At 70.0% G+C, this 22,821-nt stretch carries 14 protein-coding genes; 7 read left to right on the plus strand and 7 right to left on the minus strand.

From position 1 onward, the window contains the following. Nucleotides 1-115: 115 nt before the first annotated feature. The 3 genes from SLW55_RS16525 to SLW55_RS16535 form a co-directional block, all read right to left on the minus strand. On the minus strand, nucleotides 116-1,471 hold the full coding sequence (locus SLW55_RS16525) for a Gfo/Idh/MocA family oxidoreductase (RefSeq protein WP_320745416.1): 1,356 nt from the start codon (nucleotides 1,469-1,471) through the stop codon (nucleotides 116-118). Between the two features lie 64 nt (nucleotides 1,472-1,535). After that, nucleotides 1,536-4,508: a TonB-dependent receptor gene (locus SLW55_RS16530; RefSeq protein WP_320745417.1), complete on the minus strand. Its 2,973-nt coding sequence runs from the start codon at nucleotides 4,506-4,508 to the stop codon at nucleotides 1,536-1,538. 119 nt (nucleotides 4,509-4,627) lie between these two features. Next, complete coding sequence (locus SLW55_RS16535) at nucleotides 4,628-7,990, minus strand: TIM-barrel domain-containing protein (RefSeq protein WP_320745418.1); 3,363 nt, start codon at nucleotides 7,988-7,990, stop codon at nucleotides 4,628-4,630. A gap of 323 nt (nucleotides 7,991-8,313) precedes the next feature. Here SLW55_RS16535 and SLW55_RS16540 point away from each other — a divergent pair, with 323 nt between their 5' ends. From SLW55_RS16540 to SLW55_RS16560, 5 genes are read left to right on the plus strand one after another with little or no spacing between them, the layout of a single operon-like run. Beyond that, nucleotides 8,314-9,468, plus strand: coding sequence for an SIS domain-containing protein (locus SLW55_RS16540; protein WP_320745419.1), 1,155 nt, complete (start codon nucleotides 8,314-8,316; stop codon nucleotides 9,466-9,468). Beyond that, nucleotides 9,461-10,399, plus strand: coding sequence for an ROK family protein (locus SLW55_RS16545; protein ID WP_320745420.1), 939 nt, complete (start codon nucleotides 9,461-9,463; stop codon nucleotides 10,397-10,399). The genes SLW55_RS16540 and SLW55_RS16545 overlap by 8 nt, the downstream gene beginning before the upstream one ends. A gap of 15 nt (nucleotides 10,400-10,414) precedes the next feature. After that, on the plus strand, nucleotides 10,415-11,749 hold the full coding sequence (locus tag SLW55_RS16550; protein WP_295942277.1) for a D-tagatose-bisphosphate aldolase, class II, non-catalytic subunit: 1,335 nt from the start codon (nucleotides 10,415-10,417) through the stop codon (nucleotides 11,747-11,749). A gap of 33 nt (nucleotides 11,750-11,782) precedes the next feature. Continuing rightward, entirely contained in the window at nucleotides 11,783-12,559 is a 777-nt protein-coding gene (locus SLW55_RS16555; RefSeq protein WP_043090637.1) for a DeoR family transcriptional regulator, read from the plus strand. Next, complete coding sequence (locus SLW55_RS16560; RefSeq protein ID WP_320745421.1) at nucleotides 12,556-13,680, plus strand: amidohydrolase family protein; 1,125 nt, start codon at nucleotides 12,556-12,558, stop codon at nucleotides 13,678-13,680. Before SLW55_RS16555 ends, SLW55_RS16560 begins: the two co-directional genes overlap by 4 nt. A 389-nt stretch (nucleotides 13,681-14,069) precedes the next feature. Here SLW55_RS16560 and SLW55_RS16565 read toward each other — a convergent pair whose 3' ends face one another. The 4 genes from SLW55_RS16565 to SLW55_RS16580 all read right to left on the minus strand — a co-directional run bounded on the left by SLW55_RS16565 (nucleotide 14,070) and on the right by SLW55_RS16580 (nucleotide 17,804). After that, on the minus strand, nucleotides 14,070-14,594 hold the full coding sequence (locus tag SLW55_RS16565; RefSeq protein ID WP_017912389.1) for a hypothetical protein: 525 nt from the start codon (nucleotides 14,592-14,594) through the stop codon (nucleotides 14,070-14,072). Between the two features lie 47 nt (nucleotides 14,595-14,641). Further along, nucleotides 14,642-14,935, minus strand: coding sequence for a LysM peptidoglycan-binding domain-containing protein (locus tag SLW55_RS16570; protein WP_017911040.1), 294 nt, complete (start codon nucleotides 14,933-14,935; stop codon nucleotides 14,642-14,644). A gap of 371 nt (nucleotides 14,936-15,306) precedes the next feature. Beyond that, nucleotides 15,307-16,125: an NADPH-dependent 7-cyano-7-deazaguanine reductase QueF gene (queF, locus tag SLW55_RS16575; RefSeq protein WP_267100669.1), complete on the minus strand. Its 819-nt coding sequence runs from the start codon at nucleotides 16,123-16,125 to the stop codon at nucleotides 15,307-15,309. 374 nt (nucleotides 16,126-16,499) lie between these two features. Then, nucleotides 16,500-17,804, minus strand: a complete 1,305-nt coding sequence (locus tag SLW55_RS16580; RefSeq protein WP_267100670.1) for a M20 family metallopeptidase — start codon at nucleotides 17,802-17,804, stop codon at nucleotides 16,500-16,502. 286 nt (nucleotides 17,805-18,090) lie between these two features. Between SLW55_RS16580 and SLW55_RS16585 the strand changes: the two genes are divergently transcribed. Together SLW55_RS16585 and SLW55_RS16590 are read left to right on the plus strand one after the other, a co-directional pair. Continuing rightward, nucleotides 18,091-19,332 carry an efflux RND transporter periplasmic adaptor subunit gene (locus tag SLW55_RS16585; protein WP_267082742.1) on the plus strand — a complete coding sequence of 414 codons (1,242 nt, stop codon included), beginning with the start codon at nucleotides 18,091-18,093 and terminating at the stop codon, nucleotides 19,330-19,332. A gap of 197 nt (nucleotides 19,333-19,529) precedes the next feature. Continuing rightward, a complete protein-coding gene (locus SLW55_RS16590; RefSeq protein WP_043094504.1) occupies nucleotides 19,530-22,763 on the plus strand; it encodes an efflux RND transporter permease subunit in 3,234 nt (1,077 codons plus the stop codon). The last annotated feature ends 58 nt before the right edge of the window (nucleotides 22,764-22,821 follow it).

Raw genomic sequence — 22,821 nt, forward strand, 5'->3', positions numbered from 1 at the left:
CGCACCACGCGCGGCACTATAGCCGCTGGTGTTTGACATGCAAGTGTCCGTGGAGCGAAACACCCGGCCGCCACCCGGCACGGATGCAAGGCGTGGAGTACCGGGGCGACCGCGCTCAGTACGTGCCGTCGAACGCAAAGATCGGCGCGCGCTGGCGCCACGCGCCCGCGGTGAAATCCGGGAATGCGACGGTCTGGAAGCCGCTGGCGATAGACTGTTCGGACAGCGGGGTGATCGCGCTCCAGGTCACGGCGTCGTAGATGTCGATCGGCATCGGTGCCCTCGCCTTCAGTGCTTCGACGAAGGCGTGGATGACGAACCAGTCCATGCCGCCGTGGCCGGCGCCGGCCGCGGTGGCGGCGTAGCGCGTCCACAGCGGGTGCTCGTACTGGTCCTGGTAGGGCTTGAAGGCTTCCCATTGGTGCGGCGGGCTGCGGCCTTCGAGGTGGATCGACTGGTTGAGATCCATCCACAGGCCCTTGGTGCCCTGCACGCGGAACCCCATCGAGTAGGGACGCGGCAGCGAGGTGTCGTGCTGCAGCAGGATAGTCTCGCCGTTGGCGCAGGCCAGGGTGGTGGTGACGACGTCACCCAGCTTGAACGCCACCTTGGTGCTGGGATGGGTGTTGCCGCCGCTCTTGGCCACGGTGTAGTCGTGCAGGCCGCGGGCCTTGCTGGCGAACGCGTTGAGGTGGGTGATGCGGTTGCCGCGGTTGATGCCGGCGTACATCGCGCACGGGCCGATGCCGTGGCTGGGATACAGCTCGCCACTGCGCTGCACCGAATGCGCGGTGCGCCAGCGCGCTTCGCTCCAGCCCTTGGCGCCGAACTCCACGCCGCTGTCGTAGGGCTGGTCCGGGTCGCCGGAGTTGAACTTCACCCCGCGCAGATCGTGCTGGTAGCCGGCTTGCAGATGCACCAGTTCGCCGAACAGGCCCTGCCGCACCATCTGCAGCGCGGCCATCACGTCGCGGCGGTAGCAGACGTTCTCCAGCAGCATGTACGGGGTGCTGGTGGCGAGCTGGGCGTTGAGCACGTCCCAGTGGTCCTGCAGGGTGATGCCGGCCACCACCTCGCAGCCGACCGCCACGCCGGCCTGCATCGCCGCGATCGCCATCGGTGCATGCCACTCCCAGGGCGTGGCCACGATCACGCCATCCAGGCCCTTGTGCGCCAGTACGCGCTTCCATGCATTGGCGTCGCGGTCCTGGCCGTAGGCGGTGGGTGCGGGCTTGCCGGCCTTGGCGACCATGGCCATGGCGCGGCCGAGCATGATCGGCTCGCTATCGCACAGGGCGACCAGTTCCACGTCGTCGCGGCGCAGCAGTTCGGTCAGCAGCACCTGACCGCGCATGCCGGTACCGATCATGGCCAGGCGCAGGGTGCGCTTGCGCGCCCAGGCCGGCGTCTGCGGCAGCAGGCTGCTGGCGGCGATGGCGGCGCCAGCGGCGATGAAGTCGCGTCGTTTCATGATGTGCGGTCTCCTCTTGGATGCGCGCCGGCGTCGGCCGGCACGCATGCTGCTGCAGGTGCGCTCACTTGAAGCGGTAGCCGATCGTCACGCTGTAGCCACGGCCGAAGATGGTGGCGTAGTCGCTGGAATCGCCCAGGAAGCTGTTCGGATCGTAGAACGGCAGGTGGTCGAACAGGTTCTTGACGGTGAAGCTCAGGTTCCAGGCGTCGTCCGGGCGCCAGGTGACGCTGAGGTTGGCGGTCCACCACGACGGCGCGCCATCGCACTTGCTCGGCTGCAGCTTGAGGTAGCCGGCGGTGCAGGTCTGCGGGTTGTTGTCCTCGGCGTCGATCCGGTCGGTGGCCCACTTGGTGCCGCCGACGTAGTTGACGAACATGCTGGTGGTGACCTGGCGGTAGGTCCAGTCGGCGTTGAGCGTGGCGCGCAGGCGCGGGTTGTTGTAGTAGCCGACCACGTCGCCGTAGTACCAGCCGCTGTCCTGGTCCATGTAGAAGCGGTTGCGGTTGGCGATGGTGGCGGCCAGGCCGATGTTCAGCCCGCCCCACTGGCCGAGCGAGAAGCGGCTGCGCGCGTCGATGTCGAAGCCGTCGACCAGGGTCTTGCCGCGGTTGCGGTACTGCCCGACCACACTGGCGACATTGCCCACGCTGTAGCCTGGGAGCGTGCCCGGGCAGGCCACGCCGCTGGCCGGATCGGCGCACATCGCCGCCAGCTGGGCGAGGTTGGCGCGGTCGCTGTCGCTGATCGGCGAACGGGTCATGGCGGTGATGTCGCCGGCGCGGCGGTAGTCGGGGGCGACGATCTCGTTGTCGCGGTAGATGAACCAGTAGTCGGCCGAGACCGACAGCCAGTTGGCCGGCTCGTAGACGAAGCCGAGCGTGGCGATCTTGGCCTTCTCCGGCTTCAGGTCCGGGTTCGGCTGGGTCATGCGCGCCACGGTGTGGCTGCAGTCGGCATTGAGCAGGCTCTTGCCCAGGTCCACGTCGCCGCTGCGGCGCGACTGCAGCAGCAGGTTGGCGATGGCATTGGTCTCGCCGCAGCGCACCTCGTCGCGGTAGCCGCCCAGCTGCGCATAGACGCCGCCGCTGCCGGACTCGGCCAGGCTGGGCGCGCGGAAGCCGGTGGAATAGGTGCCGCGCAGCAACAGTTGCTCGAAGGCCTGGTACTTGAAGCCGACCTTGGGCGCGAGGTTGGTACTGAAGTTCGGGTACTTGTCGGCGCGCAACGCGGCGTCGAGTTCCAGCTTGTCGGTGATCGGCGCGACGGTCTCGGCGAACAGCGCATAGGTGTTGCGCTTGCCGTCGAACCAGGAGCCGCCCTGCTGGGTGATCAGGCCGTTGGCCGCGTCCGGGTTGCCGGGGGTGTAGAAGGTCTCGCGGCTGGCGTTGAAGCCGAACGCGGCGCGCATCTCGCCGGCCGGCAACTGGAACAACGGGCCTTCGATCTTGCCGTCGAGGGTGTGCAAGCGCGTCCACGATTCGATGTCGAAGGTGGGGAATGCTTCGCGGATCAGCGCGGCGTTGGCGGCGCTGATCTCGCCGAACCTGTACGCCGGGTGGTCGGAGATGATCACCCGGCCGGTGCCCGGGTCGATGGTGAACGGGCCGAACGCCTTCTCGAAGCCTTTCACGTTGACGTTGACGGTCTGGTAGGTGACCGAGTGGGTGCCGGCGGTGGCGAAGGCGGTTTCCCAGTTCCAGTCGCCGAAGCTGCCGCGCGCGCCACCGAGCACGCGGTAGCTCTTGTCGGTGTTGCGCTGGCCGAAGTAGTCGGGGCCGGCGTCCTGCAGCAGGTACTGCAGGCCGACCACCCCGCCCATCATCGCCTTCAACTGCGGGCTGGCATGGTTGTACTCGTTGTTGGGCCCGAGGAACGGATACAGGAACTGGTTGACGGTGTTGCCGGTGTTGCGCGAGAACCAGCTGGTGGGGTTGCCGGTGGTGGTGTTGAACGCGCGTGGGGTGCCGCCGTTGGCGCGCAGGTCGATGTCGGTGTAGGTGGCCTCGGCGAACAGTTCGGTGCTGGCGCCGACCAGGAAGGTGCCGTTGAGGTAGGCCGTGTTGCGTTCGGACTTGGCGCCGGCGTCGATCTCGTTGTTCAACCAGGTTTCCCACACGCAGCGCGGGCCGGCGGCCTCGCTGGTCAGCACGTTCTGGCAGCCCGGTGCGGCTTCCTGCACGCGGCGCCCGGTAACCGGGTCGAAGGCGAAGTAGCTGCCCGGATTGAACTGGCCCGGCTTGCTGCCCACGCCCAGGCGCAGGTTGGTCAGGTAGTTGGGATTGTTGACGTAGTACTGCGCCGGGCGCTTGTCGTAGAAGTCGCGCAGCGGGATCGCGTCGCGCCGGTACACGTTGACCGCGCCGTAGACGTTGAAGCGGTTCTCGGTGAGGTCGCCGAAGCCGGCGGTGATGCTGGCCTGGTGTTCGCCGTAGGACTCGATGCGGGTGGAGGTGTCGTTGCTGAAATTGATCTCCGCGCCCTGGAAGTTGCGCTTGGTGATCACGTTGATGACGCCGGCCACCGCGTCGGTGCCGTACACCGCCGAGGCGCCGTCGGTGAGCACTTCCATGCGCTCGATCGCCGCGGCCGGGATCGCATCGATGTTGACGAACTGGGTCTGGAAGCCGGCCGGCGCGCCGTAGTACGACAGGCGGCGGCCGTTCAACAGCACCAGCGTGCCCTGCGCGCCGAGGCCGCGCAGATTGGCCTGCGAGGCGCCATCGGAACCGGTGAACAGCGAGCGCGCGTCCTGTTGCGCCGGGCGTGCCGCGGGCAGGTTGTCGAGCACCTGCAGCAACGTGCGCGCGCCCATCGCCTGGATGTCCTGCTTGCTGATCACCTGCACCGGCGAGGCGGTCTCCACGTCGGTGCGGCGGATGTTGGAGCCGGTGACTTCGACCCGGGCCAGGTCGGTGGCGGCCTGACTGTCTTGCGCAGCGGCGGGCTGCAGGGCGGCGAGCAGGACACCGGCGATGGCCAGGGTCAACGGAGCGAGTGGGCGACAGCGGGGATGGCGGTGACGGGCGGGCAACATCGGGGTTCTCTCCTGGCAGGGTGCGGCGCGAACGCGGAATCGGCGGGCAAAGCGCTCCCGGGCCACGGCCAGGCGGCCGCAGTCGGGAAAGGCGGGGGAGGAGCGGTGTTACGGGGCGGTCATGGGGCGACGAAGCTGGCGGTGTCGCCCTCCTGACCGATCAGCACGGCGTTGGCCCAATTGGCGCAGACCTGGGCAGGCTGCGGACCCTGCGCGCCGAGCGTGCGCAGGCTCAGCGTGGACAGGCCGCGGATGTCCAGTTCCGGCTTGACCACGCCCGGCGCGCTGACCAGACCGCTGTCGTAGAGCAGGCGGCCATTGCCCCAGACCTGGAACTGCAGGCCGCCGGCGCTGCGGCAGGCGTCGTCGATGCCCAGGTCGGCGCGCAGCAGGCGCCAGTCGCCGTGCAGGCGCAGGTCGAGGCGGCTGTCGGCGCCCACGCCCAGGCCGCGGCGGAACTGCAGCCCGTTCATGCGCATGCCGGCATCGCCGCGCAAGGCCTGGTCGGCGCGCACGCGACCGGCCAGCGCCGCCGGCAACGCCAGCTCGGACAGGTAACGCTGCTGCGCCGGCCGCTCCGAAGCCGGGTGCTCGAGGATGTGGAAGGTGGACAGCGCGATCGGGCCGACGTCGCGCGGCTGCAGCGCGTCGAAGGCGCGCGGGCGGCGCTGCGCGGCGACGACCATCGGATCGTTGCTGTCGGCGCCGTCGCCCTCGGGGTTCTGCACGCTCAGCACGCGGAAGCGCAGCAGGCGGCCGGCATGCGCGGGGAAGTCGATGCGCTGCACGCCTTCCTGCAGGCGCAGGTGACCGCGCGCCACCGGCTCGCCCCACTCGCCGTTGCTGTCGCCCAGGTAGACCTCGTAGTCGCGCACCTGGCCGTGCTTCCAGTTCTTGTCGTTGCGCGGCGCCAACTCGATGCCGTCGATCATCTTGCGCTCGCCGAAACCGATCACCCATTCGTGCGCGCCGGTGCGCACGGCCTGGTTGCGCACGCTGCGGAACCAGGTGCCCGGGTCGTCGTCGAAGGCGTTCTCCAGCGGATGGCCGGGCTCCTCGGCCGGGCGGTTGACCACCAGCAGGCTGTCGGCGGGCAGCGCGCGGCCCAGCTCCGGCGCCGGCGGATAGGCGTCGTCGGCCGCAGCGGCGGCGACCGGGAAGTCCAACCGCAGCTGCAGGGGCTGGCGGATGTCCTGCACGGCGGTGCGCACGTGCACGGTGCCGCGGCGCTCCGTGGCGTCGAAGTACCAGCCTTCGCTGGCCTGGGCGAGGGCCGCGGCGTCGGCAACCGTCGGCAGCGCGCGTTCGTCGACCTGCACCGACCGCGGCGCCTGCCGCGCGAGCACGCGCAAGGCATAGCGGCGCTGCGGCAGCTGTCCGTCGTAATGGCCCTGCACCGGATCGATCCACACCTGCACCGGGCCACTGCCCTGCGCCGGCGCCTGCATGCGCACGGCCTGCGTGCTGGACTCGCCCTGCTGGTAGCGGCGGGTGTTGCCGTCGTCCTCGTACAGCGTGTACTGCGAGGCCCCCTGCGGATACAGGTCGAAGGTCACCTCGTCCAGCGGCTTCTCGCCGTCGTACAGCATCGCCGGGTACATCGGCAGGATCGCGCCGGCGCGCACGAACAGCGGCAGCGTGGCCAGGTCGACCTGGCGGTCGAGCTGACGGCCATCGGCGCCGGCCTGCACGCGGCGGCCGTCCCAGTAGTCGATCCAGCCGCCGGCCGGCAGATGGATGTCGCGCCGCCAGCCGCGGCTGGCCGCCTGGCTGCGGTACACCGGCGCCACCAGCAGGTCGCGGCCGAGCAGGAACTGGGTCTTGTAGGTCTCGTCCTGTGCGTGCGGATCGCGTGGGTCCTCCCACATCAATCCGCGCACCGGCGGCGCGCCGGTCTGCGCGGCGTCGTGCACCAGGCCGTACATGTACGGGGTCAGGCGCATTTTCAGCTTCAGGTAATCGCGGTTGATGCTGCGGTACGGCTCGTCGTACCACCACGGATGCTTGCGCGCGTTCGACGACCAGCCGCTCATGCCCATCAGCACCGGGGTGAAGGCCTTCCACTGCAGGTCGCGGGTGAAGGTCTCGGCGCTGCCGCCGAAGATCGCATCGACGTCGCCGGCGGCGTAGGCCATGCCGGACAGGCCGGAGCCGATCAGGGTCGGCACGTGCCAGCGGATGTAGTCCCAACTGCTGCTCTGGTCGCCGGTCCAGGCCACCGCGTAGCGCTGGATGCCGGCCCAGCCCATCACCGTCCACAGGAACGGGCGCGCATCGGAGTTGGCGAGGATGCCGTCGTAGGCCTGGTGGTTGGCGTCCATCGCGAACTGGTAGCCCTTGCCAGTCCAGGCCACGTCGAGCTTCTGCACGCGGCTGCCGGCCTTGCCGACTTCCCAGGCGATCTTGTCCACGCCGTTCTCGGTCCACAGGCCGGTGCGGAAGCCATAGCGGGCCAGGCCCTGCACGGTCTCCGGCAGCCTGGTGTAGCCGCAGCCGTAGCCGTCGTTGGGCAGGATCCAGCCGCCGGGCATGTCATGCTCGCGGTATTGCCGCGCCACGCTGTCGACCACGTCCGGGGTGGTGCCGGTGGGGCCGTCGTGCCAACCGTCGGGCACGGTGCCGGGCTTCTTGGCGTTGTCGCCGTCGTTGTAGCAATCGGCATCGCCGTAGGACAGCGACCAGCGCGCCAGCATGCTCGGGCGGCCGGTCAGTTGGGTATAGCGCTCGATCAGGCGCGGCAGGTCGGCGCCGACGAAGTAGTAGGCGTCGAAGCGGTCTTCGCGGTGCAGCAGCGTGGCCTGGTCGGACTGGCGCAGGTCGTAGCTGCCGTCGCTCCAGGTGTTGCGCAGCATGCCCCAGCCGCGGCTGCTGAGCAGCATCGGCGCCGGGCTCGGGCGATCGCCCTCCTCCCAGCCGCCGGAATACGACACTTCCAGTTCGCGGCCCTTGAACTCGAAGCGCCCGTTCTGCTGGCCGCCGCCGTAATAGGCTTCGTCGGCCTGCGAGGACAGCACCTGCACGCTCTGCGTGGCATCCAGGTCCAGCGGCTGCAGTTCCTGCCACAGCGCGACGGCGCGGCCCTGTTCCAGCCGCTCCAGGCGCAGCCGCAGCGGTTGCCGCTGCACGTGCAGCACCAGCGCGTCGGTGCGCACGCGCAGCTCCTGCGCATCGTCTTCCAGTTGCGCCTGCACCGCGGCCTTGGGCTGCGGCAGCACGATCGGCGTGGCCTTGTCGCCGGCACCGGTGAGCGTGCCGTGGCGCCCGGCCTGCACGCGCACGATGTCGGCCGCCGGCAGTTCGATGCGCAGGCGCACGCCGCGGTCGGTCTGCAGGTCCCAGCCCTGCACGCCGTCGCGGTTGGCGCCGGCGGCGACCGTGCGCAGGTTGCCGACCGGCTCGGCGACGACGGTGGCGGCCACCAGCAGCAGGGCCGGCAGCGCGATCGCCGGCGATAGCGGCGAACGACGAACGCGGTTCTCCACACGACCCCCAAACCCGTTTCCCCGGGCGTTTCGAAAGCGTTGCGCCGACTCTAGGCCAGGGATTTGAAAGATGTCAATAAATTGAAAGCAAAAAACAAGATTTATTTTGGCAAAACGAAAGATATTACCTCGCATGACTTTGCTTTCAGCTCGGCAGAATCGGCTGATCCGGCTTGCGATAGCGGCATCCACTTGCACCTTTCGTTTTAAGGCGGGCGATCCGCAAGCACATTGGGCACAGGCAAATACTTTCTTTTTTCTTTCGATGTTTGACATTTCGAAAGAAAAGCCGGATGGTGCGCTGGCCCAACAGGAACCACCGCATGGACCTCCTTCCGCTTTCCGATGCATCCGCCTGGCAGCACCTGGGCGGGGCCGATACCGCCCGCGAGATCGCCCAGCAGCCGGCGCTGTGGCGGACCCTGGCGCAGGATCTGGCGCAGGCCGGCGACCGCCTGCAGGCCTTCCTCGGCGACCGCCTCGCCGATCCGAACCAGCGCGTGCTGTTCACCGGCGCCGGCAGTTCCGGCTTCATCGCCGAGATGGTGGCCGACGCGATCAATGCGCAGTGGCCGGCCGAGGTGCGCGCGGTGCACACCACCAGCCTGCTGACCCATCCGGCGCTGTACCTGCAGCGCGCGCGGCCGACCCTGCTGGTGTCGTTCGGGCGCAGCGGCTCCAGCCCGGAAAGCGTGGCCGCGGTGGAGCGCGTGCGCAGCGACGTGGACGACGCGCGCTTCCTCGACATCACCTGCAACGCCGATGGCGAACTGGCCCGCCGCGGCGCCGGCCGCACCGACACCTGCACGCTGCTGATGCCGCCGGCCAGCTGCGACCGCGCCTTCGCCATGACCAGCAGCCTGACCTGCATGCTGCTGGCGGCGCTGAGCGTGTTCGACCGCGCTCCGTGGGAAACGCGCAGCGCGCGCCTGCAGCGGCTGGCCGAATTGGCCGACCGCGGCCTGGCGCAATGGGATGGCGCGGTGGCGGCGCTGGCGCAGCGCCCGTTCGCGCGGGTGATCTATCTCGGCAGCGGCCCGCTGGAAGCGCTGGCGCGCGAGGCTGCACTGAAGGTGCTGGAACTCACCGCCGGCCGCGTGCTGGCGCTGGCCAACACGCCGCTGGGCTTCCGCCACGGCCCCAAGTCCACGCTCGACCGCAGCACCCTGGTGGTGATGCTGCGCAGCGTGCAGCCGCTGGCGCGCCGCTACGAGCAGGACCTGCTCGACGAACTGCATCGCGATGGCGTGGCCGGCCAGGTGCTGGCGATCGGCCCGCATGCGGACATCGGGGCCGGCGACGACCACACGCTCGCCGTCGCCGGCCTGGACGATCCGTGGCTGGCGCCGCTGTGGCTGGGCTTCGCGCAGTTGTTCGCGCTGCAGCGTTCGGCCGCGCTCGGCCTGACCCCGGACAATCCGTTCCCCGACGGCACCGTCAACCGCGTGGTCCAGGGCGTCACCATCCACCATGGCTGAGCCCGGCGCGCCCACCTGCTACGGCCTGGACGTTGGCGGCACCAAGATCGAACTGGTGGCCTGCGACGCCGCACTGCAGGTGCTGTGGCGCCGCCGCGTGGCCACGCCGCAGGGCGACTACGCCGGCTTCCTGCAGGCCGTGGTGGCGCTGGTGGCCGCGGCCGATGCCGCGCTCGGCCGCCATGACAGCCCGCTCGGCATCGCCCTGCCCGGCGTGCGCGACCGCCGCAGCGGCCGTCAGTTGAGCGCGAACGTGCCGGCGCTGACCGGCCAGTGCGTGGCGCAGGACCTGCAGGCGCGGCTGCCGCGTCCGCTGCGCATCGGCAACGACCTGCAATGCTTCGCACTGTCCGAGGCGCACGGCGGTGCCGCCGACGGCTACCCCAGCATGTTCGGCGCCATCCTCGGCACCGGCGCCGGCGGCGGCTTCTGCGTGCAGGGCCGCCTGCTCGCCGGCTGCAACGGCATCGCCGGCGAATGGGGCCACTGGAGCGTGCCCGGGCACCTGCTGCAGCGCCATCGCCTGCCGCTGCTGGACTGCGGCTGCGGTCTGCAGGGCTGCGTGGAGCGCTACGTGTCCGGCAGCGGCGTGGCGGCGATCGCGCGCCATCTCGGCAGCGACGCCGCCGATGCCAGCGCGGTGATCGCCCTGGCCGAGGCCGGCGATGCGCGCGCGCAGCAGGCGCTGGACATCCACCGCGACCTGCTCGGCCACAGCCTGGCCGCCGTGGTGCTGGCACTGGACCCGCACGTGATCGTGCTCGGCGGCGGGCTGTCGCAATACCCGCCGCTGTACCGGCAACTGCCCGACGCCATCGCCGCGCACCTGTTCGCCGGCGTGCAGGTGCCGCCGATCGTGCCGCCGCGCTTCGGCGATGCCGGCGGCGCCCGCGGTGCCGCGCTGCTGGCCTGCCATCCCGCTTATTCCTGATCCGCCGGAGTGTCCATGTCGCCCTTGCAGACCCTGCTCGCCTCCCACCGCGCCGGCGCCAACGTCGGCCTGTACAGCGTCTGCTGCAGCAACGACCAGGTGCTGCGCGCGGCGATGCAGGTCGCGCTGGCCCACGACACGCTGCTGCTGGTGGAGGCCACCTCCAACCAGGTCGACCAGTTCGGCGGCTACACCGGCATGACCCCGGCGCAGTACCGCGACTATGTCGGCGCACTGGCCGAGACGGAAGGCTTCCCGCGCGCGCGGCTGATCCTGGGCGGCGATCACCTGGGCCCGAACGCCTGGCAGAAGGGGCCGGCCGCCGAGGCCATGGCGCATGCGCGCGTGCTGATCGAACAGTACGCCGCCGCGGGCTTCCACAAGATCCACCTGGACTGCAGCATGGCCTGCGCCGACGACCCGGTGCCGCTGCCCGATGCCATCGTCGCCGCGCGGTCGGCCGAACTGGCCGAGATCGCCGAGCGCACCGCCGCCGCACATGGGCTGCCGCCGCCGGTGTACGTGATCGGCACCGAGGTGCCGATTCCCGGCGGCGAAGCCTCGCTGGCCGGCGGCCTGCAGGTGACCACGCCGGCCGCGGCCGCGCAGACCCTGGCCATCCACCGGCGGGCCTTCGACACGCCGTCGCTGCGCGCCGCGTGGCAGCGGGTGATCGCGCTGGTGGTGCAGCCGGGCGTGGATTTCGACCACAGCAGCGTGCACGACTACGATCCGGCCGCGGCCGCCGCACTGGCCGATTTCCTCGAGCAGCAGCCGCGCATCGTGTTCGAGGCGCATTCCACCGACTACCAGCGCGAGGACGCGCTGCACGCGCTGGTGCGCGACCACTTCGCCATCCTCAAGGTCGGCCCGGCCGCCACCTTCGCCTACCGCGAGGCGCTGTGCGCGCTGGCCGCGATCGAAGCCGAACTGCTCCCCGCGGCGCAGTGCTCGCAACTGCCGCAGGTGCTGGACGCGGCGATGCAGGCGCAACCCGGATATTGGCAGTCCTACTATCCGGGCGACGCCGCCGCGCAACGCCTGCTGCGCCGCCATTCCTTCAGCGACCGCTGCCGCTACTACTGGGGCGCGCCGACGGTGCGCGCAGCGGTGGACACCTTGTTCGCCAACCTGGAAGCGCATGCGCCGCCGCTGGTGCTGCTCAGCCAGTTCCTGCCCGAGCAGTACCGCGCGGTGCGCGCAGGCCAGCTCGCCACTACCCCGGCGGCGCTGGTCCAGCACCGCATCGGCCTGTGCCTGGGCGAATACGCCCGCGCCTGCAGCGCCAACCGCGCCGGCGCGCGCCGGCCACACGCCGAAGCGGCTGCCGGCGTCGCGGCGAACGGCTAATCTTCCCGGTCGCCCGCGAATCCGAGAATGGCCATGCGCAACACCCGCTCCCGCCGCCAGCAGATCCTGCAGTCGCTGCTCGAACACGGCACGGTGCAGGTTGCCGACCTGGTCGAACGCTTCGACGTGTCGGCGGTGACCATTCGCGCCGATCTCAACCATTTCGAGGCGCAGGGCCTGGCCACCCGCACCCACGGCGGCGCCACGCTGGTGCGCACGCCGCCGCAGGAGCAGGACATCCACGAAAAGGACGCGCTGAACCTGCCGCTGAAAGAATCGATCGGCGCCTGCGCCGCGCGCATGGTGCAGCCCGGCGCCAACATCATCATCGACTCCGGTTCGACCACGATGACCCTGGCCCGCCACCTGCGCGCGCACCGCGACGTCACGGTGATGACCAACGGCCTCAACATCGCCTGGGAACTGGCCAACGCGCCCGGCATCAACGTGCTGCTCACCGGCGGCCAGTTGCGCCAGCAATCGCTGTCGCTGCAGGGCAGCCAGGCCGAGGCCAGCCTCAACGCCTACGGCTTCGACACGCTGTTCCTGGGCGTGGACGGCCTGGACCTGCAGTTCGGCCTGACCACCCACGACGAGGCCGAAGCGCGGCTCAACCACCGCATGGTCGAGCGCGCGCGGCGCATCGTGGTGCTGACCGACGCCTCCAAATTCGGCCGGGTCAGCCTGCACCGCATCGCCCGCCTGGACCAGATCCACGCCATCATCACCGACGCCGGCATCGACGAGGCCACCCGCGAGGGGCTGCAGCGGCTGGGCATCGAAGTGATCGTCGCCGAGCCCACGCCATGACCGACACCCGCTCCCTGCACGGCCGCCTGCTCACCCCGCTGGGCTGGCGCCGCGGCCACGTCCACTTCGACACCCACGTGCGCCGGCTGCAGGTGGACGACCACAGTGGCGGCGACGATCCGCAGCTGCCGCTGATCCTGCCGGGCTTCGTCGACCTGCATGTGCACGGCGCCGCCGGCGTGGATCTGATGCAGGGCGGCGACGCGGCGCGGCGCATCGCCCGCACCCACCTGCGCTTCGGCACCACCACCCTGCTGGCGACCACCATGACCGCCGGCGTCGAGGAGATCGCACATGCACTGCGCGGCGTCGCCGCGGCCATGGCCGCGCCCGATGCCGACGCCGCCTGCATCGCCGGCGTGCACCTGGAAGGGCCCTTCATCAGCCCGCAGCGGCTGGGCGCGCAGCCCGACCGCACGATCGAGGCCAGCCTCGCCCTGGTCCAGCAGTGGCAGGCGCTGGCGCCGATCCGGGTGCTGACCCTGGCGCCGGAGATCGGCGCGCACACCGCGCTGATTCCGGCGCTGACCGCACTGGGCATCCGCGTGCAGCTCGGCCACAGCGCCGGCAGCTACGAGGACGGCGTGGCGGCGCTGCAGGCCGGCGCGGCCGGCTTCACCCACCTGTTCAACGGCATGACCGGCGTGGACCACTACCGCCCCGGCATCGCCGCCGCGGCGCTGGCGCATGCGCAGTACGCCGAACTCATTCCCGACCTGCAGCATGTGCATCCCGGCGTGATTCGCCTTGCCGCGCGCGCGATCCCGCGCCTGTACGCGGTGACCGACGCCACCGCCGCCACCGGCATGCCCGACGACGAATACGCACTGGGCGAGCAGCGCGTGCACAAGTGCGGCGGCTGCGTGCGCCTGGCCAGCGGCTCGCTGGCCGGCAGCGCACTGACCATGGATCAGGCGTTGCGCAACCTGGTGCAGGCGGGCCTGGAACTGGCCGATGCCGCACAGCGCGTGTCCACCTTCCCGGCCGACTACCTGGGCCTGGGCGACCGCGGCCGCATCGCCCCCGACGCCCGCGCCGACCTGGCGGTGCTGGACAGCGACCTGCGCCTGCGCCAGGTGGTGGTGGGTGGGCGCATGCTGGATCTGCACGCGCATCACTGATCGCCGTGCGCGGCTGCGCGGTGCTGGCCAGCGGCGGTGCGCGCAGACGCCGCCGAGTGGACGGCAAGGCATCGTCCAGGACGTGCGTCGGGATGGAAGGGCGCCGCTGATCCGCCGGATGCAGCTTGCGCCTCCGTGGCAGGAGCGGCGTCAGCCGCGACGGGCGTCCCGGTAAAGCCGGTCGCGGCCGAAGCCGCTCCTATGACGGGTTTCCGGGCTATGGGAGTGTCCTGAAGTCCCCCCCACATCGTCTTCATCCACCGCATCGGCAGTGCTGTCGGCGCATCGGGCCACGCATAAAAAAGGCGCAGCCTCGCGGCTGCGCCAGCGTGTCGCACGTGCCGGGAGAGAGGCGGCGCGTGCGACCGTGACCGGGCCTCAGCCCTGGATCACTTCACCTCGAACGTCTGCGGCGTGCCCGCCGCCTGACCGTTCACGGTGACCTCGGCCTTGTACTGGCCGGCCGGCCAGCCCTTGGGATTGGTGAACTCGAAGTTGGTGGTGTCGGCACCGCTGGTATTGAGCGTCTCGGTGCGCTCGCCGGCGGTCTGGCCGTCCTGGAACACCAGCTTGGCGCCGACGTTGGCGTTGGTCGCCGAGCCCTCGGTCTTCACCGAAACGATGATCTTGTCCTTGCTGGCGAGCGTGGTCATCGGCGCGACAGACTTGTCCGCGGCGGCAGTGTTGCCGACAGCGACGGCGGCCACGTTCACCGCATTGGCGCCTGCGGCGGCCGGCGCCGGCTGCTCCGCCGGGGCTGCGGCCGGACCCGGCATCTGCTCAGTCGGCGCGGACGAGGTGGGATCGGGCGACACGGTCTGTTGCTGCTCCTGCTTCTTGCAGCCGGCCAGCGCCAACGCGCCGACCAAGGCGATCATCAGGGGCGAAAATGCGGAGATCGAGCGGGTCTTCATCGGTGGGGACTCCTGTCGGAATAACGAAAGGGGGTGGTGGCGACGCCTCAGGCGCCGGCCGGCAGCTTGAGCGTCTGGCCGGGGTAGATCTTGTCGGGGTCGGCCAGCACGTCGCGGTTGGCCTCGAAGATGCGCGTCCAGGCATTGCCGTCGCCGTAATGCAGCTTGGCGATCTTGGACAACGAATCGCCGGGCTTGACCACGTACACCTGCTGCACCTGTTCGGCGGTGCTGTCGACCTTGCTCTGCACGGCGGAAAAATCCGCCTTCTGTACGACGTCGGCGGTGGTATCCACCTTGGCGGTGACCGCCGAGAAATCGGCGCGCTTGTCACTGTTCATCGCGTGGCTTCCTGCGTGATGGGACGCTGCCACGGTGTCACAGGATTTGTTAAAAAAGGATCGCGCGGCCGTGAACCGCGCGGCTGCGGTTCAGGCGCGCCGCGCGCATTCCAACGCGGCGAAATGTGTCGCTCGCACGCTCGGGACCGTGCATGCCAGCGGGACCGCGGGCACTCGCCACCATCGCCATGTGGGCGCATCGTCCAGGCGACGACTGCGCGAACCCCGGTCTGCCGCAGAGAAGCTGACGACAGCGCTCCCCGCAGGGCACTTCTTGTGGGAGGGACTTCAGTCCCGCCTGCAGCACGCTCGGCCGCGTCGATGATGTCGCGCGTCGCGGCCGATGGCGCAATCGCGTTGTCAGCGCCGCTCTACTGACGCAGATCGCGCAGGAAGCTCAGCGGCTCGGCCACGTCCGCGGTGGCGCGCCAGGGATTGATGTCCAGCCCGCCGCGGCGGGTGTAGCGCGCCTCCACCTGCAGCGACTGCGGCCGGCAGCGGGTCATCAGGTCGTGGAAGATGCGCTCCACGCATTGCTCGTGGAAGCCGGCGTGCTCGCGGAAACTGATCAGGTAGCGCAGCAGGCCTTCGCGGTCGATGCGGCCGCCGCGATAGCGCACATGTAGCGAGGCCCAGTCCGGCTGGCCGGTGACCGGGCAGTTGGATTTGAGCAATTCGCTGGTCAGCGTTTCCTCGACCATGTCGCCGTCGGCAGCGGACAGGAAGTCCGGACGCGGCGGACCGTAGCAGTCGATGGCGATGTCCAGCGCATCGAGCGACTCGCCCTCGCCCAGCGTGTCCATCGGCGGCAGGCCGAATTCCATCGCCACGTCGGCGCCGGCGCGCGCCGACAGATCGGTGACGATGCAACTGCGCAGCGCTTCGGCGCTGTTGAAGCGCATCGCGTTGAGCGAGTTGAGATAGAGCTTGAGCGATTTGGATTCGATCAGGTTGGGCGAGGCGCACGGCACGTGCAGGGTCGCGGTGGCCACGCAGGGCTTGCCCTGCGCATCGAGCCAGCTCAGTTCGTAGGCGTGCCAGCGGTCCACGCCGAAGAACGGCAGCGCCGCGGGGTCGAGACCGATCTCGGTGCGCGCCGCAGCGCGCGGGATGGGAAACAGCAGCGCGGGATCGTACTGCGACGGGTAGGCGACCTCGCGGCCGAGACTGGAATCCTGGGGGGTGTTCATGCCATGCAGTGTAGCGGGCGCGTTCTGGCTGGGAGGTGTATGGGGCGGGGATTCGGGATTCGGGAGTGGCAAAAGCAAAATCTGGCTCACTTGGATCGACGTGCTTGCGTCGATGCGAGGCGTTGCACGTCGCGACCGAGGTCGCTCCCACAAAGGCTCACCGCGAGCCCGCCGGATGCACTGTGGGAGGGACTTCAGTCCCGACGCATTGCGCCATCGGCAAGCGCGCCACTCGCGCCTCGCACCTGCATGACGGTTGACTCCCCGGGACGATCGAGCGCCGCTCCAACGGATATGCGATGGGGCAGCAACGATGACGATTCCCTAAGCCGCCGCACCCATGCGCTTACGAATCCCCAATCCCGACTCCCCAATCACTGCTTCAAGTAATCCAACGCCACCTGCAGCATCGCGCGCAGGCCGACGTCCAGGGCGGTCTCGTCGAGCAGGAACTGCGGCGAGTGGTTGCTGGGCGCAGTCGCCGGGTCGATGCCGGGGCCGGTGGCGCCGACGAAGAAGAACATCGACGGCACCTGCTGCGCGTAGAACGAGAAATCCTCCGCGCCCATCTGCAGCGGCGGTTCGTAGACGTTGCCGGCGCCGACCACCGCCTGCAGGCTGGGCAGCATGCGCGCAGTCAGCGCCGGGTCGTTGACCGTGGCCGGGTTGCCGTCCTGGTCGGGCACGTGCGCTTCGGCCTTGGCGCCGTGCGCGGCGGCGGTGTGCTCGGCCACGGTCCTGAGGTCGGCGAAGATCTGCTGGCGCATGCCCTCGTCGAAGGTGCGGATGGTGCCGACCATCTCCACGTCGTCGGGGATGATGTTGTAGCGGATGCCGCCCTTGATCGCGCCGAAGCTGAGCACCGCCGGCTGCTTGGACAGGTTGGCGCGGCGGCTGATCACCGTCTGCGCCGCGCCGATCAGGTCGGCGCTGGTCACGATCGGGTCGATGCCGTTCCACGGCGCCGAGCCGTGGGTCTGGCGGCCGATCACCTTGATACTGAAACGGTCCGAGGCGGCCATCAGCGGGCCGCCGCGCACCGCGATCTTGCCGGCCTGGACGCTGGAGAACACGTGCAGGCCGAACATCGCCTGCGGCTTGAAGTCGCGGAACAGGCCTTCCTTGAGCATCAGCGAGGCGCCGCCCTCCTCGTTGCCCGGCGCGCCCTCCTCCGACGGCTGGAACACCAGCATGACCTCGCCCGGCAGCTGCGCGCGCATCGCCACCAGCGCCTCGGCGACGCCGAGCAGGATCGCGGTGTGCGCGTCATGGCCACAGGCGTGCATCACCCCCACGGTCTCGCCGCGGTACTCGCTGGTGGCCTTGGAGGCGAACGGCAGGCCGGTCTGCTCGGTCACCGGCAGCGCGTCCATGTCCGCGCGCAGGGCGATCTTCGGCCCGGGCAGCGCGCCTTTGACGATGGCCACAACGCCATGATGGGCGATGCCGGTCTGCGGCTTCAGGCCCAACGCGCGCAGCCGTTCGGCGACCTTGGCGGCGGTGCGCTCCTCGCGGTTGGACAGCTCCGGGTGCTGGTGGAAGTCGCGCCGCCACTCCACCACCTTGGCCTGCAGCTTGGCCGCGGCGGCCGTCACCTCGGGGCGCTCGGCGCTCTGCGCCCAGGCCAGGGCGGGGACGGCGAACAGCATCGCGGACAGCAGGCGGGACAGGCGCGGCATGGCAAGGCTCCAGATCGGGACGCAACGGGCGTTCAGTCACTGTAGTGCATCGGCCGCCGGCGAGGGGCGGCCACGGATCCCGCTGCGGACAAAAAACCCTTGCGAATCCGTGTCAACCGATGCGCCGCCTGCGCGTTGCGAGAGCGGACGACCGGCCTTGCCCGCCCGCGGGGTCTGTCCCTTCAGTCATGGTCCAATCGCAACGCGCCGGCGATATGCTTTCTCGCTCGTCACCAGCCACTGCGGGAGGGCCCTCCACCCCGCCTCGCCACAGGAGTTTCCCCGGATGTCGCGTTTCTGGAAGATTGCGCTGCTGATCCTCGCAGCGGTGGCCGTGGTGGTGGTGGGCATGCGCGTCATGCGCGGCGGACATCACAAGGGCGGCGGCCCCGGTGACGGCATGGGCGACGACAGCGACAACACGCCGGTCCCGGTGACGGTCGTCGCCGCCACCCACCAGGCGGTGCCGATCTACGCCACCGCCACCGGCACGGTGACCGCGCTGAGCACCGTCACCGTCAGCCCGCAGGTCGGCGGCCAGCTGATGAGCCTGAATTTCCGCGAAGGCCAGGAAGTGAAGAAGGGCGAGCTGCTGGCGCAGATCGACCCGCGCTCGCTGCAGGCCAGCTACGACCAGGCCGCGGCGAGCAAGCGCCAGAACCAGGCGCTGCTGGCCACTGCGCGTTCCACCTTCCAGCGCTCCGACTCGCCGGCCTACCGCCAGTACGTGGCCAAGACCGACCTGGACACCCAGCGCAACCAGGTGGCGCAGTACGAAGCGGCGGTCGCCGCCAACGACGCGCAGATGCGTGCGGCGCAGGTGCAGTTGCAGTACACCCGCATCCTCGCCCCCAGCGACGGCATCGCCGGCATCCGCGGCGTGGACGTGGGCAACATCGTCAGCACCAGCAGCACCATCGTCACCATCACCCAGGTGCACCCGATCTACGTGACCTTCAACCTGCCGGAGATCCAGCTGCAGGACGTGCGCCAGGCGCAGGCCGCCGCGCCGCTGCCGGTGACCGCGCTGGACCGCACCGATGCGCATCCGATCGCCAGCGACGGCCAGGTCGACGTGATCGACAACCAGATCAGCGCCGACACCGGCACCTTCAAGGTCCGCGCGGTGTTCCCGAACGACGACCGCGCGCTGTGGCCGGGCCAGTTCGTCAACGTGCGCCTGACCCTGCGCACCGTGGCCGACGGCGTGGTGGTGCCGACCCAGGCGGTGCAGCGCGGGCCCAACGGCGACTACGTGTACGTGGTGCAGGCCGACAACACGGTCAAGATGCAGACGGTCAAGCAGGGCGCGGAAGTGGGCGACAGCCACGTGCAGCTGACGGAAGGCCTGAAGGCCGGTGAGCGGGTGGTCACCGAAGGCCAGTTCCGGCTCAAGCCCGGCACCAAGGTGAATGCGCTGAAGCCGGGCGAAGCGCCGCCGGAGCCGACCGAGGCCGAACTGAAGGCGGCCGAGGGCAAGCAGCAGCAGCGCGGCGGCGGACGCCGCGGCGGCGGCGGGCCGCGCTGAGCGTGCCGCGCACGCGGCGCGCGGCGGCAACGGCCCTGCCGCGCCTGCGTGGCGGGCGGCGGCCGGATCGCGCGCAGGCGGCGGCGTTCCCGCCCCACGTCGCGATCGCGGCACGGGGCCACGGCCCCCGCTGATTCCGCCGTCTTTCCCGGCGCCGGCCTGGCCGCGCCGGACTCTCACCAGCAAGGATCTTCCCCGTGGGCTTTTCGACGATCTTCATCCGCCGCCCGATCGCCACCACCTTGCTGATGGCAGGCGTGCTGCTGCTCGGCATCCTCGGCTACCGGCAGCTGCCGGTGTCGGCGCTGCCGGAAATCGACGCGCCCAGCCTGGTGGTGACCACGCAGTATCCCGGCGCCAACGCCAGCACCATGGCCTCGCTGGTGACCACGCCGCTGGAGCGCCAGCTCGGGCAGATCTCCGGGCTGCAGATGATGACCTCCGACTCGTCGGCCGGCCTGTCCACGATCGTGCTGCAGTTCGCGATGGACCGCGACATCGACATCGCCGCGCAGGACGTGCAGGCGGCGATCCGCCAGTCCACCCTGCCCTCCTCGCTGCCCTACCAGCCGGTCTACAACCGGGTGAACCCGGCCGACGCGGCGATCCTCACCCTCAAGCTCAGCTCCGACACGCTGCCGCTGCGCGAGGTCAACAACTACGCCGACTCGATCCTGGCCCAGCGCCTGTCGCAGGTGCCGGGCGTGGGCCTGGTGTCGATCGCCGGCAACGTGCGCCCGGCGGTGCGCATCCAGGTCAATCCGGCGCAGCTGTCGAACATGGGCCTGACCCTGGAGGCGCTGCGCAGCGCGCTGACCCAGACCAACGTCAACGCGCCGAAGGGCTCGCTCAACGGCAAGACCCAGTCCTACAGCATCGGCACCAACGACCAGCTGTCCAGCGCCGCCGAGTACCGCGACACCGTGATCAGCTACCGCAACGGCGCGCCGGTGCGGCTGTCGGACGTGGCCAAGGTGGTGGACGGGGTGGAGAACGACCAGCTCGCCGCCTGGGCCGACGGCAAGCCGGCGGTGCTGCTGGAAGTGCGCCGCCAGCCCGGCGCCAACATCGTGCAGACGGTGGAGCAGATCCGCGCGATCCTGCCGCAGCTGCAGGGCGTGCTGCCGGCCGGCGTGCACCTGGACGTGTTCTCCGACCGCACCGAGACCATTCGCGCCTCGGTGCACGAGGTCAAGTTCACCCTGATCCTGACCATCGGCCTGGTGGTGGCGGTGATCTTCGTGTTCCTGCGCCGGCTGTGGGCCACGGTGATTCCGTCGGTGGCGGTGCCGCTGTCGCTGGCCGGCACCTTCGCGGTGATGGCCTTCGCCGGCATGTCGCTGGACAACCTGTCGCTGATGGCGCTGGTGGTGGCCACCGGCTTCGTGGTCGACGATGCGATCGTGATGATCGAGAACATCGTGCGCTACATCGAGCAGGGCAAGAGCGGCCGCGAGGCCGCGGAGATCGGCGCGCGCCAGATCGGCTTCACCGTGCTGTCGCTGACCGTGTCGCTGGTGGCGGTGTTCCTGCCGCTGATCCTGATGCCCGGCGTCACCGGCCGCCTGTTCCACGAGTTCGCCTGGGTGCTGAGCATCGCGGTGGTGATCTCGATGCTGGTGTCGCTGACGCTGACGCCGATGATGTGCGCCTACTTGCTCAAGCCCGACGCCCTGCCCGAGGGCGAGGACGCGCACGAGCGCACCGCGGCGGCCGGCAAGACCACGCTGTGGTCGCGCACCGTGGGCGTGTACGAGCGCAGCCTGGACTGGGTGCTGGGCCACCAGAAGCTCACCCTGCTGGTGGCGCTGGCGACCATGGTGCTGACCGTGCTGCTGTACGTGGTGATCCCCAAGGGTCTGCTTCCCGAGCAGGACACCGGGCTGATCACCGGTGTGGTCCAGGCCGACCAGAACGTGGCGTTCCCGCAGATGGAGCAACGCACCCAGGCGGTAGCCGAGGCGCTGCGGCGCGACCCGGCGGTGACCGGCGTGGCCGCCTTCATCGGCGCCGGCTCGATGAACCCCACCCTCAACCAGGGCCAGCTCAGCATCGTGCTGAAGCCGCGCAGCGACCGCGACAGCCTGGAAGACCTGCTGCCGCGGCTGCAGAAGGCGGTGGCCGGGCTGCCCGGCGTGGCGCTGTACCTGAAGCCGGTGCAGGACGTGACCCTGGACACCCGCGTGGCCGCCACCGAGTACCAGTACTCGCTCTCGGACGTGGACAGCGCCGAACTGGCGACCCAGGCCACGCGCCTGACCGAGGCGCTGCGCAAGCGCCCGGAACTGGCCGACGTGGACAACAACCTGGCCAACCAGGGCCGTGCGCTGGAACTGCACGTGGACCGCGAGAAGGCCAGCACCCTCGGCGTGCCGATGCAGACCATCGACGACACGCTGTACGACGCCTTCGGCCAGCGCCAGATCTCCACCATCTTCACCCAGCTCAACCAGTACCGCGTGGTGCTGGAAGTGGCGCCGGAGTTCCGCACCAGCACCGCGCTGCTCAACCAGTTGGCGGTGGCCAGCAACGGCAGCGGCGCGCTGACCGCCAGCAACGCCACCAGCTTCGGCCAGACCACCTCCAGCAACTCCTCCACCGCCACCGGCATCGGCGCGCAGAACACCGGCATCACCGTCGGCAGTGGCGGCACCGTGCCGCTGGCGGCGGTGGCCGAGGCCAAGCAGTCGACCACGCCGCTGGTGGTCAGCCACCAGCAGCAGCTGCCGGCGGTCACCGTGTCGTTCAACCTGGCGCAGGGCTACTCGCTGTCGCAGGCGGTGGCGGCGATCGAGGAAACCCGCGCGCAGTTGCAGTTGCCGCCGCAGCTGCATGCCGAGTTCATCGGCAAGGCCGCCGAGTTCACCGGCAGCCAGACCGACGTGGTGTGGTTGCTGCTGGCCTCGGTGGTGCTGATCTACATCGTGCTGGGCGTGCTGTACGAGAGCTACATCCACCCGCTGACGATCATCTCCACGCTGCCGCCGGCCGGCGTCGGCGCGCTGCTGGCGCTGATGCTGTGCGGACTGAGCCTGTCGGTGGACGGCATCGTCGGCATCGTGCTGCTCATCGGCATCGTCAAGAAGAACGCGATCATGATGATCGACTTCGCGATCGACGCGCGCCGCGAGGGCGCCAACGCCCACGACGCGATCCGCCGCGCCTGCCTGCTGCGTTTCCGCCCGATCATGATGACCACCGCCGCGGCGATGCTGGGCGCACTGCCGCTGGCGCTGGGCGACGGCATCGGCTCGGAACTGCGCCGCCCGCTCGGCATCTCCATCGTCGGCGGCCTGCTGCTGTCGCAGCTGGTCACCCTGTACACCACCCCGGTGATCTACCTGTACATGGAACGCGCCTCCGAGCGCGTGCGTCGCTGGCGCGAGCGGCGTGCGGCACGGCAGGCGACGGCGGCGGAGGGAAGGGCGTGAGGGGCCGGGATTGGGGAATGGGGAATGGGGAATCGGAAAGCGCCGAGTCCGCGCGCTG

The organism is Xanthomonas sp. LF06-19, from assembly GCF_034105425.1.
Lineage (GTDB): Bacteria > Pseudomonadota > Gammaproteobacteria > Xanthomonadales > Xanthomonadaceae > Xanthomonas_A > Xanthomonas_A sontii.